At 54.4% G+C, this 14285-nt stretch carries 13 protein-coding genes and 2 pseudogenes; 8 read left to right on the plus strand and 7 right to left on the minus strand.

Annotated features, from left to right (window positions below):
- Both GA0061070_RS14040 and GA0061070_RS25195 read left to right on the plus strand, forming a co-directional pair.
- Positions 1-335: pseudogene (locus GA0061070_RS14040) on the plus strand (IS4 family transposase); the annotation flags it as partial.
- 224 nt (positions 336-559) lie between these two features.
- On the plus strand, positions 560-733 hold the full coding sequence (locus tag GA0061070_RS25195) for a hypothetical protein (protein ID WP_090136714.1): 174 nt from the start codon (positions 560-562) through the stop codon (positions 731-733).
- 90 nt (positions 734-823) lie between these two features.
- Here GA0061070_RS25195 and GA0061070_RS14050 read toward each other — a convergent pair.
- A pseudogene (locus GA0061070_RS14050) lies at positions 824-997 on the minus strand (ZIP family metal transporter); the annotation flags it as partial.
- Positions 998-1110: 113 nt separating this feature from the next.
- On the opposite strand from GA0061070_RS14050, the gene ygiD reads away from it, so the two are divergent.
- A complete protein-coding gene (ygiD, locus tag GA0061070_RS14055) occupies positions 1111-1899 on the plus strand; it encodes a 4,5-DOPA-extradiol-dioxygenase (protein WP_090136769.1) in 789 nt (262 codons plus the stop codon).
- A 193-nt stretch (positions 1900-2092) separates the two neighbouring features.
- Here the strand turns inward: ygiD and GA0061070_RS14060 are convergent, their stop codons facing one another.
- From GA0061070_RS14060 to tolC, 3 genes are all read right to left on the minus strand, one after another.
- Complete coding sequence (locus GA0061070_RS14060; protein ID WP_090136770.1) at positions 2093-3253, minus strand: glutathionylspermidine synthase family protein; 1161 nt, start codon at positions 3251-3253, stop codon at positions 2093-2095.
- A gap of 5 nt (positions 3254-3258) precedes the next feature.
- On the minus strand, positions 3259-3927 hold the full coding sequence (locus tag GA0061070_RS14065; protein ID WP_090136715.1) for a DUF1190 family protein: 669 nt from the start codon (positions 3925-3927) through the stop codon (positions 3259-3261).
- Between the two features lie 145 nt (positions 3928-4072).
- Complete coding sequence (gene tolC / locus GA0061070_RS14070) at positions 4073-5509, minus strand: outer membrane channel protein TolC (RefSeq protein ID WP_090136716.1); 1437 nt, start codon at positions 5507-5509, stop codon at positions 4073-4075.
- Between the two features lie 206 nt (positions 5510-5715).
- On the opposite strand from tolC, the gene nudF reads away from it, so the two are divergent.
- From nudF to parE, 5 genes are all read left to right on the plus strand, one after another.
- Positions 5716-6348: an ADP-ribose diphosphatase gene (gene nudF, locus GA0061070_RS14075; RefSeq protein WP_090136717.1), complete on the plus strand. Its 633-nt coding sequence runs from the start codon at positions 5716-5718 to the stop codon at positions 6346-6348.
- The gene (locus GA0061070_RS14080; RefSeq protein WP_007370088.1) at positions 6345-6767 is read left to right on the plus strand and encodes a DUF1249 family protein; all 423 of its coding nucleotides are present in this window, start codon (positions 6345-6347) and stop codon (positions 6765-6767) included. Before nudF ends, GA0061070_RS14080 begins: the two co-directional genes overlap by 4 nt.
- Positions 6768-6791: 24 nt before the next feature.
- Complete coding sequence (cpdA, locus tag GA0061070_RS14085; RefSeq protein WP_090136718.1) at positions 6792-7619, plus strand: 3',5'-cyclic-AMP phosphodiesterase; 828 nt, start codon at positions 6792-6794, stop codon at positions 7617-7619.
- 266 nt (positions 7620-7885) lie between these two features.
- Positions 7886-8461 carry an esterase YqiA gene (gene yqiA, locus GA0061070_RS14090; RefSeq protein ID WP_090136719.1) on the plus strand — a complete coding sequence of 192 codons (576 nt, stop codon included), beginning with the start codon at positions 7886-7888 and terminating at the stop codon, positions 8459-8461.
- A 41-nt stretch (positions 8462-8502) separates the two neighbouring features.
- Entirely contained in the window at positions 8503-10395 is a 1893-nt protein-coding gene (gene parE / locus GA0061070_RS14095) for a DNA topoisomerase IV subunit B (protein WP_090136720.1), read from the plus strand.
- A 45-nt stretch (positions 10396-10440) separates the two neighbouring features.
- On the opposite strand, the gene hutG is transcribed toward parE, so the two are convergent.
- Genes hutG through hutU form a run of 3 tightly spaced genes read right to left on the minus strand, consistent with a single transcriptional unit; the run spans position 10441 to position 14168 of the window.
- Entirely contained in the window at positions 10441-11241 is an 801-nt protein-coding gene (hutG, locus tag GA0061070_RS14100) for an N-formylglutamate deformylase (RefSeq protein WP_090136721.1), read from the minus strand.
- Positions 11234-12442 carry an imidazolonepropionase gene (gene hutI / locus GA0061070_RS14105; RefSeq protein ID WP_090136722.1) on the minus strand — a complete coding sequence of 403 codons (1209 nt, stop codon included), beginning with the start codon at positions 12440-12442 and terminating at the stop codon, positions 11234-11236. Before hutI ends, hutG begins: the two co-directional genes overlap by 8 nt.
- Before the next feature lie 49 nt (positions 12443-12491).
- The gene (hutU, locus tag GA0061070_RS14110; RefSeq protein WP_090136723.1) at positions 12492-14168 is read right to left on the minus strand and encodes a urocanate hydratase; all 1677 of its coding nucleotides are present in this window, start codon (positions 14166-14168) and stop codon (positions 12492-12494) included.
- Between the last annotated feature and the right edge of the window lie 117 nt (positions 14169-14285).

Below are 14285 nucleotides of genomic sequence, written 5' to 3' on the forward strand. Positions count from 1 at the left end.
TGACGCTGAGAAGCCGGAAACCCGAACTGGTGGAACAGGAACTGTGGGGAGTTGTACTGGCCTACAACCAGCTGCGTTTTATGATGACGCAGATGGCCTGCAGCCTGAAAGGAGTGGAGCCTTATCAGATAGGTTTTAAGCAGGCGAGTCTTTATCTGACGGCCCAACTGAGTATCCTGCCGGCAGTAGCGCCGGGTAAAATACCAAAGCTAATCAAAGAAATACTGGATATGGCAGAGAGCTTTGTCCTGCCACCACGTAGGGTAAGACATTACCCAAGAGCGGTAAAAAAGAAGCCGCAACGTTACGCGTTACGGCTACCTTCAAAAGCTTAACTGACAAGCATTACAGCCGAAAGCTGCGGATTTTTTTTGCCTGTCCTGTGTCAATGTTTGTCGCGTTTATAATATTCACGCATTGAAATTTCACGGTGCTACTTATAAAGTGGTACCTGCGCTACGGATATGAAAAGCGGTTTTAAAACCTTATAAGTCATTAAGTTAATGCTATTTTGTCGTTGGTTTATTAACCAATGTTTGCCGCAAATAAGGGAGGAAATATGTTTATCTCATGGTACTGGCTTCTGGCGATCGTCATCGTCGTTTTCGGCTATGTCCACGTACTTAGACGTCATTGCAAAGCCTGCCGCCACGATCGCGAAGCGATTTATAAAGCTTACCAACGGGTGCTCGAAGAGCTGAAGAAAACTCGCCGCGTCGGGCAGAGCGAATAAGACGCGCCAGCTTTCAGCAAGAGTGTCCCAATCATTAGCCGCTAAACCCCATTGCCTGCAACGCCACCAGGCTTAAGCCCATCACCGACATACCGCGCTGCGTTTTGAACCTGTTGCCGCGTAAACCGGCCCGGCAACCGCAAGTCCTTCAGGAATATTGTGCAACGTGACCGCAAAGGCGATACCGAAGCCTAATTCCAGGTCGTTACTGGCGGTCACATAGGTAGCGGTGCCTTCCGGAAAGTTGTGGAGGCTGATACCCAGCTGCTTACATTCAAAATTACTGATGATCTTCATCATGGTTATCTGAGTTCTTCACACCATGAAAAGGCGTAATGTATCGTTATCAAATCGATACAATCAGTAAGGATATCACCATGTCTGCACCTCGTATGCCAGCACTGTTCCTGGGCCATGGTAGCCCGATGAATGTTCTGGAAGATAACGTTTATACCCGCGCCTGGGGAATGTTAGGCGAGACGCTGCCGCGCCCGAAAGCGATAGTGGTGGTATCCGCCCACTGGTTTACCCGTGGCACTGGCGTTACCGCGATGGAAGCGCCGAAAACTATCCATGATTTCGGTGGCTTCCCACAGGCGCTGTACGATACTCATTATCCGGCACCGGGATCGCCGGAACTGGCTCAGCACCTGGTTGATTTACTGGCACCTGTACCCGTTGTGCTTGATAAGGAAGCCTGGGGTTTTGACCACGGTTCCTGGGGCGTGCTGATTAAAATGTACCCGAATGCCGACATCCCGATGGTACAGCTCAGTATCGACAGCACGAAACCAGAGGCATGGCACTTTGAGATGGGCCGCAAGTTGGCGGCGCTGCGTGATGAGGGCGTTATGCTGGTGGCCAGCGGCAACGTGGTGCATAACTTGCGTACCGCGCGCTGGAATGGTGAAAGTACGCCGTATCCGTGGGCCACATCGTTCAACGATTATGTGAAAGCGAATCTCGCCTGGCAGGGGCCGGTTGAGCAGCATCCGCTGGTAAATTACCTCGATCATGAAGGCGGATCGTTGTCTAGCCCAACGCCGGATCACTACCTGCCGCTGCTGTATGTGCTGGGCACATGGAACGGCATCGAGGCTATTACTATCCCGGTAGATGGTATTGAGATGGGTTCGCTGAGTATGCTTTCGGTTCAGGTTGGTTAAACAAAGGGTGGCTCTGGCAGCCCCCCTTTCATTGTCACCCCTAAACCATCTCCTGGGGCGGTGGTGATGGATCCTGTAAGGCTTATAGCCTGAAGAATGCCCATGCCGGAATATCTCTGCTTACTCGCCACAAGTAATAAAAGGAGACAAACCGACATGGGGCATTATTGGCATCACGGCGATGTTTCTTAGGTTATTCGGTAAAAATATGCGGATAGAAACGAGACAGATCCTGGGTGATCAGTGCGCGATCTTCACGAATGCCGATTCCTGCTGGCTGATCATTGATCAGCCAACTGCCGATTAGCGTATAACTGTCGCCGAATTTTGGCAGCGGGTGGAACTGCTGCACAATCATGCCCTCCTCGCCGTATGGCCCTTCAACGGCCTCGACCATTTTTCCGTTCTCAATGATCGATACATTTGCGCCTTCACGGGAGAAAATCGGTTTCACGACGTACTTTTCCATCTGCGGATAATCGTCTTCGGCAAAGTACGCAGGCAGCAGATTGGGGTGATTGGGAAACATCTCCCACAGCAGTGGCAACAGCGCTTTATTGGAAATAATGCTCTTCCAGGCGGGTTCGAGCCAGCGAACACCGGCATCTTCAAGCTTGGTGGAGAACATTTCGCGCAGCATGTATTCCCACGGATAAAGCTTGAACAGGTTGCCAATCACCTGATCCTGAAGATCGGTAAACTGGCCTTTCTCGCCAAGACCGATATCCTCGATATAGAGGAACTCCGACGCCAGCTCCGCTTCTGCTGCGCAATCCTGCAAATACTGCACGGTACCGCGATCTTCAACAGTATCCCGGCAGCAGGTGAAGTGCAGCAACTGGAAACCGTGCTGTTCGCGAAGCTCGGCGAAACGCGCAATAAGCTGTTCTTGCAGGCTGTTGAATTGATCGCTGCCCGCTGGCAGTTTTCCGGCGTTGAGCTGGTCTTCCAGCCAGATCCACTGGAAAAAAGCAGCTTCATACAGAGACGTCGGCGTATCTGCATTATTCTCCAGCAATTTGGGCTCGTCCACACCATCCCAGGCGAGATCGAGACGCGAATAGAGCGAGGGTTGCTGTGTTGCCCAGGACTGGCGTACAAAGCCCCAGGTGTGCTTTGGAATGCGGAATTTAGCCATCAGTTCGTCGCTGGCAACCACTTTTTCCACCACTTTCAGGCACATCTGGTGCAGCTCGGCGGTGACCTCTTCCAGCTTCTCGACCTGAGCAAGCGTCAGCTTGTAGTACGCTTCTTCACACCAGTACGGTTCTCCGTACATGGTGTGAAAATTAAAACCATATTCGGTGGCTTTTTCTCGCCAGTCCGGGCGCTCGGTAATTGCGATTCTTTCCATGACCATCAACCGCCCATTGAACGGGTTGGCGTACCGCTGACGCTACGCTGCATCGTGTTCTGCTTCGCAACCGACTCACCAAATCCGCCACGGGTTACCGTGGTTGTGGTCGCCGGTTTTGGTGCCATGGCCGTTTTCGGTACGGTCATGGTGCGGCCCGGCTGCGCTGCGCCATAGCCTTTCCCGGATGCATCGGTGTACTGACCATAAGCCGGGCTTGCCGGATTACGGGAGCTGAACAGCGGTTGCTGGGCAAAGCCTGCGCCACCACCCATCAGGCGGCCCATCATATAGCCTGCCATCAGCGGCATCCAAAAGCTGCCGCCGGATTGTGCCTGCGCCTGATTTTCCGGCGCCGTGCCTGCCTGAACAGGGGTCTGCTGACACTGGCCTTCGCCAAATTCAGCAACACAGGCTTCGCGCGTTGCGTACTTCGGTGCCGTACGCTCAGCTTCTTTCAGCGCGTTGTTGTAAGCGGCTTTACATTCCGCGCTTTTCCCCGGATTTGCCGACGAACAGTCGTCCGCATTCTGGTACAGGGAAACCGTTTCGTCGCTTTTTTCACAGCCCGCCAGCATGAAAACGGCAGTCACCGCCAGTGCTACAGGCGTTAAATGACGTGCGCTCCAGCTTTTGCGGAACGTCGCATGTTGAATGTTTTTTGTCCGTTTCATTGTTATCTTCCTGGATCCCAAAGGCATACGTAAAACGCTCAGGATAGAGGATGAGTGGTTGAAATTAAAGCGAGGAGGGGAGGACTTTACGTTGCCTTACGTAAAAACGGGGGCTGGATTGCCCCCCGTTGCTGATCGGTGCTGCTTAGCGTTTAACTTTGGTGCGTGCTGCGGCAGGTTGTACGTTGCCGTTGAAGTTATCAACGCTGGCATCCTGCTGCGGGTTCTCCGGCGCCACGCTTTCCGGCGTGGTAGAGACGTTTTTACCCAGCGCATTGTTCAGCGCCAACAGATCCTGCTCGTTCAGCGTACCCAAAGCTGATTTGATATTTAACTGATTAATCAGATAGTTGTAACGTGCGCTTGAGAGCTGTTGCTTGGCATTATACAACGTGGTTGTCGCATTCAGTACATCTACAATGGTACGCGTACCCACGGAATAACCTGCTTCCATCGCATCCAGAGAGCTTTGGGCAGAAACAACTGCTTGTTTGTAGGCGTTGATACTGCTGATAGACGCGTTTACGTTGTTGAAAGAGGAGCGCACGTTCTGTACGACGCTACGATGCGCGCTTTCCAGTTGTTCACTTGCGCCAACAAAGTTGTACTGTGCTTGTTTCACCTGCGAATTCACCTGACCGCCCTGATACAAGGGGAGTGAGAATTTCAGGCCGACTTTGTTTTGACCGGCATTCACATCGTCATATTGCGACGTATTGGTTTTTGAACCGCTGTAGGACGTGTTAGATACACCCGTGGAGGCCGTCAGGTCCAGGGTCGGGAGATGGCCATCCTGAGCCTGGCGGATTTGCTCGCGGGCCAGATCCTGGCTCAGACGCGCCTGTAGCAGCGTCAGGTTACGGTTTTCCGCTTCCTTCAGCAGCGCATTAACTGCCTGCGGTTTGTCCGTTTTGAAATTGTCGACATTCAGCGACGCCAGTTCCGGATAGTAGTTGCCAGTCACCTGACGCAGTGCTTCCACCGCGTTGTCGAGGTTATTACGCGCGGTGACTTCATTCGCCAGTACGGTATCATACTGTGAACGAGCGTTCTGTACGTCGGTAATGGCGACCAGGCCAACATTGAAACGCTGAGTGGTTTGATCCAACTGGCGATAGATCGCCTGTTTCTGCGCTTCGGTGTAGGAAAGTGCGTCGATGGCACTCAGTACGTTGAAGTAGGCCGTCGCGGTGTTAAGAATCAACGTTTGCTGGTTGGTCTGCCAGGTCACATCCTGAATACCTGCGGTTTTTTCCTGTACCGTCAGCGCACGCCATTTTGACATATCAAAAATGGTCTGCGTCAATTGCAGAGAGGCGCTGGTAGCGTTGGAGTTCACGCCTTTGCTGTCACGGTAGCCGTTGGCATAATCGTAATCTGCACCCAAACCGAGCTGAGGCAGTAACGGGCTGCGCGCTTCGTTAATTTTCTCGAAAGCGGCGTCGCGGTCCGCTGCGGATTTACGCAGGTCCGGGTTACTTAAGCGTGCCTGCTGATAAACCTGCAGCAGGTTTTCTGCCTGGCTCATGGTGCTGAAACCTGTCAGGCTCAGACCGATAAGGAGGGGGAGCAATTTCTTCATTTGCATTCCTTGTTGTGAAGCAGTATTAGCGCTGGTCTAAATTGGAAAAAATAATCGCCGATTCTAGCAGAAACGGACACCGCTTAAGCTTGGCGTTACGTGCCATTGGCGTAAATTTGCACCAATCTATCACATAGCGCTTGAAACGATAATGAAACAGGCTTGAAATCTACAGTTTTGTCATTATTTCGAATGAGATGCCGCCAATGAATCAGCCAGTAACATCCCCTGTGACTTTCACAAAAAACGATGTAGAAATTATTGCACGAGAAACGCTGTACAGCGGTTTTTTTTCGCTCGATCTTTACCGTTTTCGCCACCGTTTATTTAATGGTGAAATGAGCGGCGAAGTGCGTCGTGAAATTTTTGAACGCGGCCATGCCGCAGCCTTGCTACCCTTTGACCCAGTGCGCGACGAAGTTGTGCTGATCGAACAGATCCGTATTGCGGCATTTGATACCAGCGAAAGCCCGTGGCTGCTGGAGATGGTCGCCGGTATGATTGAAGAGGGCGAAAGCGAAGAAGACGTTGTGCGCCGTGAGGCTGTAGAAGAGGCGGGCTTAACCGTTGGGCGCGCAAAAAAAGTATTGAGCTATCTGGCAAGCCCTGGCGGTACCAGCGAGCGTTCCGCCGTCTTTGTCGGTGAAGTGGATGCCACTCAGGCCGAAGGTGTTCATGGTCTGGTGGATGAAAACGAAGATATTCGGGTTCATGTGGTGAGTCGGGAGCAGGCTTACCAGTGGGTAGAAGAGGGGAAAATCGATAACGCAGCATCTGTCATCGCCCTGCAATGGCTGCAACTGCATCATGAGAGCTTACGAAACGAGTGGAAAAAATGAAGCGCTATACACCTGACTTCCCTGAAATGATGCGCCTGTGCGAAACCAATTTCGCTCAGTTGCGTCGTCTGTTGCCGCGTAATGATGAAGCGGGCCAAACGGTGAGCTATCAGGTGACTAACGCGCAATACCGGTTAACGATAGTAGAAGCGACGCGTTATACGACGCTGGTGGAAATTGAACAGACGGTGCCTGCCGTGAGTTACTGGAGCCTGCCGTCTATGACGGTACGCTTGTACCACGACGCGATGGTCGCTGAAGTGTGTTCAAGTCAGCAGATCTTTCGTTTCAAAGCACGTTATGATTATCCTAATAAAAAGTTGCATCAACGCGACGAAAAGCATCAAATTAATCAGTTTCTGGCCGATTGGCTACGTTACTGTTTAGCACATGGAGCAATGGCGATTCCGGTTTGTTAGCGTCATGAAACCTAAGGACACCATTTGGAAAGCCTGTTAAACCTCTCTCTGGCCGGTGAGTCCAGAGTCAGGGTCTTACAAATTACTGATTCTCACCTGTTTGCCGAAAAGCACGAGACGCTGTTAGGGGTCAATACCTGGGAAAGTTATCAGGCGGTACTGGAGGCTATCCAGGCCCAGCAGCGCCCTTGCGATCTGATCGTCGCCACTGGCGACCTGGCACAGGATCACTCCGCTGCGGCTTATCAGCATTTTGCTGAAGGCATCGCAAGATTCTCTGCGCCTTGCGTATGGTTACCGGGTAATCACGATTTCCAGCCCGCCATGTACAGCGCATTGCAGGATGCGGGAATATCCCCTGCAAAACGCGTATTTATCGGCGAACGCTGGCAAATTCTGCTGCTGGATAGCCAGGTATTTGGCGTCCCGCATGGTGAATTGAGTGAATTTCAGCTTGAGTGGCTGGAGAATAAACTCTCCGACAGCCCGGATCGGCATACTTTGCTGTTGCTTCACCATCATCCGCTGCCATCTGGCTGTAGCTGGCTCGATCAGCACAGCCTGCGTAACGCGGGCGAACTGAATAATGTGCTTCAGCACTTCCCGAAAGTGCGCTACCTGCTGTGCGGGCATATTCACCAGGAGCTGGATCTCGACTGGAATGGCCGCCGCCTGCTGGCGACGCCGTCAACCTGCGTGCAGTTCAAACCGCACTGTGCCAACTTTACGCTCGATACCGTTGCACCGGGCTGGCGTTGGCTGGATCTCTACGATGACGGAACGCTACATACTGAAGTCTGTCGGCTGGAGAGCACGCAGTTCCGCCCCGATACGGCTTCCGAAGGTTACTAGGCTGTGTCCCGTAATTGGTCGTGGTGGCGACGCTGGGTACAACGCGCGTTGTCAAGGCGGAGGATGCAGGGCATAGTGGGCCTGTGTTCAAGTCCGACAACGCAGAGAACGCGCTTTTTAAACGCGTCCCGAAGGGCTGAGGCCATTTTTACGCATGACTGCGTTGCTCACGGCTCATTTGGGTCCCCAAACGTCGCCGTTTGCGCCTTGCCCTGCGTAAAAATGACCATCAGCGCCACTCGTGCACAATTAAGGGACACAGCCTAATGTCCACTCTTCTCTATCTGCATGGCTTTAACAGCTCGCCGCGTTCGGCGAAGGCCACACAGTTGTCGCAATGGCTGTCGCAACACTATCCCGACATTGAAGTACTGGTGCCGCAGTTGCCGCCTTATCCTGCCGCCGCTGCCGAATTGCTGGAGTCGCTGGTGCTTGAACAGGGTGGGCGTCAGCTTGGCGTCGTCGGATCGTCGCTGGGCGGTTACTACGCAACCTGGCTCTCGCAATGCTTTATGTTGCCAGCGGTGGTGATCAACCCGGCAGTGCGCCCGTTTGAGTTACTGGCCGATTACCTCGGCAATAACGAGAATCCCTACACTGGTGAGCAATATGTGCTAGAGTCTCGCCATATTTACGAGCTCAAAGTGATGCAAGTTGACCCGCTTGAAGCGCCGGATCTTATCTGGCTACTGCAACAAACCGGGGACGAAGTGCTCGATTACCGCCAGGCGGTGGCCTATTACGATGCCTGTCGCCAGACTGTAGAAGAGGGCGGGAATCATGCCTTTGTAGGCTTTGAGAATCATTTCACACAGATTATCGATTTCCTTGGGCTGCATTGAGCCGACAGGGAAACGATGCGGTCACTATCTACGAACAAACCATGACGCAATCCTATAACGCTGATGCCATAGAGGTACTCACCGGGCTTGAGCCGGTTCGCCGCCGTCCGGGGATGTATACCGATACCACTCGTCCGAACCACCTCGGGCAGGAAGTCATTGATAACAGCGTCGATGAGGCGCTGGCCGGGTATGCCAAACGCGTGGAGGTGATCCTGCACGCCGACCAATCGTTAGAAGTTATCGACGACGGGCGCGGCATGCCGGTGGACATTCACCCGGAAGAGGGGGTTCCGGCCGTTGAGCTGATCCTCTGCCGTCTGCATGCAGGCGGTAAATTTTCAAATAAAAACTATCAGTTCTCCGGTGGCTTGCACGGTGTGGGCATTTCCGTGGTGAACGCCCTGTCGCGTCGCGTGGAAGTGCAAGTAAAACGTGACGGACAAATTTACAGCATTGCGTTTGAAAATGGTGAAAAGGTCGAGGATCTGCACGTTATCGGTACCTGCGGCAAACGCAATACCGGAACCAGCGTCCATTTCTGGCCGGATGAGTCCTTCTTTGACAGCCCGCGCTTCTCGGTTTCCCGTTTGACGCATCTGCTGAAAGCAAAAGCCGTACTCTGCCCCGGCGTGGAAATTCTTTTCAAAGATGAAGTGAACAACGCCGAGCAGCGCTGGTGTTATCAGGATGGCCTGAACGACTACCTGTGCGAAGCGGTCAATGGCTTACCGACGCTGCCGGAAAAACCGTTTATTGGCAATTTCTCTGCTGAAACTGAAGCGGCAGACTGGGCGCTGCTGTGGCTGCCGGAAGGCGGCGAGCTGCTGACGGAAAGCTACGTTAACCTGATCCCGACCATGCAGGGCGGAACGCATGTTAACGGTCTGCGCCAGGGGCTGCTGGATGCCATGCGCGAGTTCTGCGAATACCGTAATATTCTGCCACGTGGTGTAAAGCTTTCGGCGGAAGATATCTGGGAACGCTGCGCGTATGTGCTGTCGGTAAAAATGCAGGATCCGCAGTTTGCCGGGCAGACTAAAGAGCGCCTTTCCTCCCGTCAATGCGCCGCATTTGTCTCCGGCGTGGTAAAAGATGCTTTCAGCCTGTGGCTGAACCAGAATATTCAGGCTGCTGAATTGCTGGCCGAAATGGCGATTTCCAGCGCCCAGCGTCGCATGCGCGCTGCCAAAAAAGTGGTGCGTAAAAAGCTGACCAGCGGTCCGGCGCTGCCGGGGAAACTGGCGGACTGCACCGCGCAAGATCTGAACCGTACCGAGCTGTTCCTTGTGGAAGGTGACTCGGCGGGCGGCTCCGCCAAGCAGGCGCGCGATCGCGAATATCAGGCGATCATGCCGCTGAAAGGTAAGATCCTGAACACCTGGGAAGTCTCTTCGGACGAAGTACTGGCCTCGCAGGAAGTGCATGACATTTCCGTGGCGCTTGGCATTGATCCGGACAGCGACGATCTCAGCCAGTTGCGCTATGGCAAGATCTGTATTCTCGCCGATGCGGATTCCGATGGCTTGCATATTGCCACGCTGCTGTGCGCGCTGTTCGTGCGTCACTTCCGCGCGCTGGTGAAACATGGTCATGTCTACGTGGCGCTGCCGCCGCTGTACCGTATCGACCTCGGCAAAGAGGTGTATTACGCACTGACGGAAGAAGAGAAAACCGGTGTGCTGGAGCAGTTGAAGCGCAAGAAAGGCAAACCGAACGTGCAGCGCTTTAAAGGGTTGGGTGAAATGAACCCGATGCAGCTTCGTGAAACTACGCTCGATCCGAACACCCGCCGTCTGGTGCAACTGATCATTAGCGATGAAGATGAGCAGCAAACCACCGCCATGATGGATATGCTGCTCGCCAAAAAGCGTTCGGAAGATCGCCGCAACTGGCTGCAAGAAAAAGGCGACATGGCCGATATCGAAGCCTGATAAATCCCATCACGAAAAAGGGATGCCTGGCGCATCCCTTTTAATTTAGCGGCCCAGGTTTTGGTCGCTCCACGCAAGCGCTGTGTTTATCAGGGCACTCAGCAGTTCGCGAAAGCGTTCGCTCTTCTCTTCGGAGAATGCAAAGCTCGTTTCATCCATGTAGCAGCACTGCGCCACTTCCAGTTGTACCGCATGGATGTTCTGTTGCGGTGCGCCGTAATGGCGGGTGATATATCCGCCTTTAAAGCGGCCGTTGAGCACGTTGGTGTAGTGCGGAAACGCGTCGCAGCAGTCCAGTAATACGCGGCTCAGCTCCGGCGCGCAGCTTGCCCCATCGGCCGTGCCGAAATTCAGATCCGGCAGTTTGCCCTCAAACAAACGCGGAACCACCGATTTGATGGAGTGCGCATCCCACAGCAACACGTAGCCGAAGGTGTCGCGCAACCGCGCCAGCTCCTGCGCCAGCGCCTGGTGATAAGGCTGCCATATATTGTGCAAAATGGCGGTTTTCATGGTGTCATCTGGCGCTTTGCCCGATTCGAACAGCGGTTCGCCGTCAAAAAAAGTCCCCGGGAACAGGCCGGTGGTCGCCGTGCTGTATAGCGGTTTGTCATCCGCCGGGCGGTTTAAATCCACTACATAGCGGGAATAGCTGGCGCTCAGCATGCTGGCGCCAAGCTCGCGAATCGGCTGATACAGCAGCGGAATATGCCAGTCCGTATCCTCCAGGCGCTGCGCCCGCGCGGTAAGACTGCAGGCGATCTCTGGCGTCAGTTGCGTGCCTGGATGGGGCATGCTGACCAGCAGTGGCAGCCGACCCTGATGTAATTCAAATCCGTTAGTCATGCCACACTTCCTCCCCCTGATAAATGACCTGTTTTGACAGCGTTCCACCCAGCCAGTAGCTGAGTTCTGCCGGATGGGCGACATCCCACGCGACAAAACTGGCCTCTTTACCCACCTGTAGCGTCCCGCAGCGATCGCTGATACCTAATGCGCGGGCGGCATGGCAGGTCACTCCCGCCAGCGCTTCTTCAGGCGTCAGACGGAATAACGTACAGGCCATATTCATCATCAGGCGTAGAGATAATACCGGTGATGTACCAGGGTTCAGATCGCTGGAAATGGCCATCGGCACCTTGTGCTGACGAAGCAGCGCCACAGGCGGCTGTTGGCTCTCGCGCAAAAAGTAAAAGGCGCCCGGCAGCAGAACGGCAGTGGTGCCATGCTGCGCCATCAGCACGATATCCTCTTCACACAAATACTCCAGGTGATCGGCGGAAAGCGCGTTGTGGCGGGCGGCCAGGCCTGCGCCGTGCAGCAGTGAAAGCTGTTCGGCATGCAGTTTTACCGGTAAGCCAAGCTGCTGCGCTTTGTGGAAAACCTGCTCCACTTGTTGCGGCGAAAAGGCCAGATGTTCACAAAAAGCATCAACTGCATCGACCAGCCCTTGTTCGTGCCAGGCGGGTAACCAGTGCTGGCATATCTCATCGATATAGTCGTCTGGGCGTCCCTGATACTCGACCGGCAATGCATGTGCTGCAAGGCAGGTACTGAAGATCGTGAGCGGCATTTCTGCGCCAAGCGCGCGGATCACCTGCAACATTTTGCCTTCATCAGCAAAGCTGAGGCCGTAGCCGGATTTGATCTCAAGTGTGGTAACGCCGTCTTTGCGCAGCGCGTGAATGCGCTTGCGAGCGCTTTCAAGTAGTTGTTGCTGGCTGGCGTTACGGGTGGCATTCACGGTACTGATAATGCCGCCGCCTGCTGCGGCGATCTCCGCGTAGCTCGCGCCGTTGAGCCGCATCTCAAACTCCTGGCTGCGATCGCCGCCAAATACGCTATGGCTATGGCAATCGATCAGCCCGGGTGTAACCAGCCGTCCGTGCAGATCTACTTCACGATCAATCGCATCGTCCGGCTGCGTTCCCTCTTCGCCCAGCCACACAATGCACGGGCCATCGGTGATCATCGCCGCGTGCAGGATCAGGTTGTATTTGCCCGCTTCCATGGTGGCAATCTGGCAGTGACGCCATAAAATGCGCATCCGCGTTCTCCCGTCATGGTTCGGCGCGGCAATCACCGCGCCGCCGGTTTTACTTTGCAATCATCGGCAGGTTGAGGCCGTGCTCTTTGGCACAGGCGACAGCGGAATCATAGCCTGCATCGGCATGGCGCATCACGCCCGTTGCCGGATCGTTATGCAGTACGCGAGCGATACGTTCTGCCGCTTCATCCGTGCCATCACAGACGATAACCATTCCTGAATGCTGTGAGAATCCCATACCGACGCCGCCGCCGTGGTGCAGGGAAACCCAGGTCGCGCCGCTGGCGGTATTAAGCAAGGCGTTCAGCAACGGCCAGTCGGAAACTGCATCGGAGCCATCTTTCATCGCTTCGGTTTCGCGGTTCGGGCTGGCAACGGAGCCGGAGTCCAGGTGATCGCGGCCAATAACAATCGGCGCCGAGACTTCGCCGCGACGCACCATTTCGTTAAATGCCAACCCCAGACGCGCGCGCTGCCCCAGACCAACCCAACAAATACGTGCTGGCAGGCCCTGGAAACTGATGCGCTCTTTCGCCATATCCAGCCAGCGGTGCAGATGCGCATCGTCCGCAATCAGCTCTTTCACCTTTTCATCGGTGCGATAGATATCTTCTGGATCGCCGGAGAGTGCGGCCCAGCGGAATGGCCCGATACCACGGCAGAAGAGCGGGCGAATATAGGCAGGCACAAAACCCGGGAAATCGAAGGCGTTGCTGACGCCCATCTCTTTCGCCATCTGGCGGATATTGTTGCCATAATCGAAGGTTGGAATACCTTGCTGCTGAAAGGCGAGCATCGCTTTAACGTGCTCCGCCATTGAGGCTTTCGCCGCCTGAATAACCACTGCTGGCTCAGTCTTCGCGCGTTCGCGATAGTCTTCCCATTGCCAGCCAATCGGCAGATAGCCATTCAGCGGATCGTGGGCGCTGGTTTGATCGGTCACGATATCCGGACGAACACCGCGTTTAACCAGTTCCGGTAATATTTCCGCCGCATTACCGTGCAGCGCAACAGAGATGGCTTTACCTTCACGGGTATAGCGTTCAATACGCGCCAGCGCATCGTCCAGATCCGTTGCCTGCTCATCCACATAACCGGTACGCAGGCGGAAGTCGATACGGGATTGCTGACACTCAATATTCAGCGAGCAAGCGCCCGCCAGCGTGGCGGCCAGCGGCTGTGCGCCACCCATACCGCCCAGACCAGCAGTCAGAACCCAGCGGCCAACCAGTGAACCGTTATAGTGCTGGCGACCCGCTTCGACGAAAGTTTCGTACGTCCCCTGAACGATCCCCTGGCTGCCAATATAGATCCAGGAGCCGGCAGTCATCTGGCCGTACATCGCCAGCCCTTTAGCGTCCAGTTCGTTAAAGTGCTCCCAGTTAGCCCAGTGGGGAACCAGGTTGGAGTTGGCGATCAGTACGCGCGGCGCATTGCTGTGGGTTTTAAATACGCCGACTGGTTTGCCGGACTGCACCAGCAGCGTTTCATCATCGTTAAGCTGCTTCAGCGCTTCCACCATTTTGTCAAAGCACTCCCAGTTACGCGCTGCCCGTCCAATCCCGCCGTAAACCACCAGCTCTTTCGGGTTTTCCGCGACTTCGGGATCAAGGTTGTTCATCAGCATGCGCAGCGGCGCTTCGGTTAGCCAGCTTTTCGCATTCAATGTTGTGCCGCGCGGCGCTCTGATCTCAACATCACGATAACGGGAAAATTCACTACTCATGCGGTTTACCTTCTTTGTTTGATAGCGGAATAAATGCTTACTGACGTTGCGAGGCTGTTGTACACGTCTTGTATATACATGATAAGCACATATGGTGCCACTTTGATCTATTTATTT

It is taken from the genome of Kosakonia oryziphila (assembly GCF_900094795.1).
GTDB classification, from domain to species: Bacteria; Pseudomonadota; Gammaproteobacteria; order Enterobacterales; family Enterobacteriaceae; genus Kosakonia; species Kosakonia oryziphila.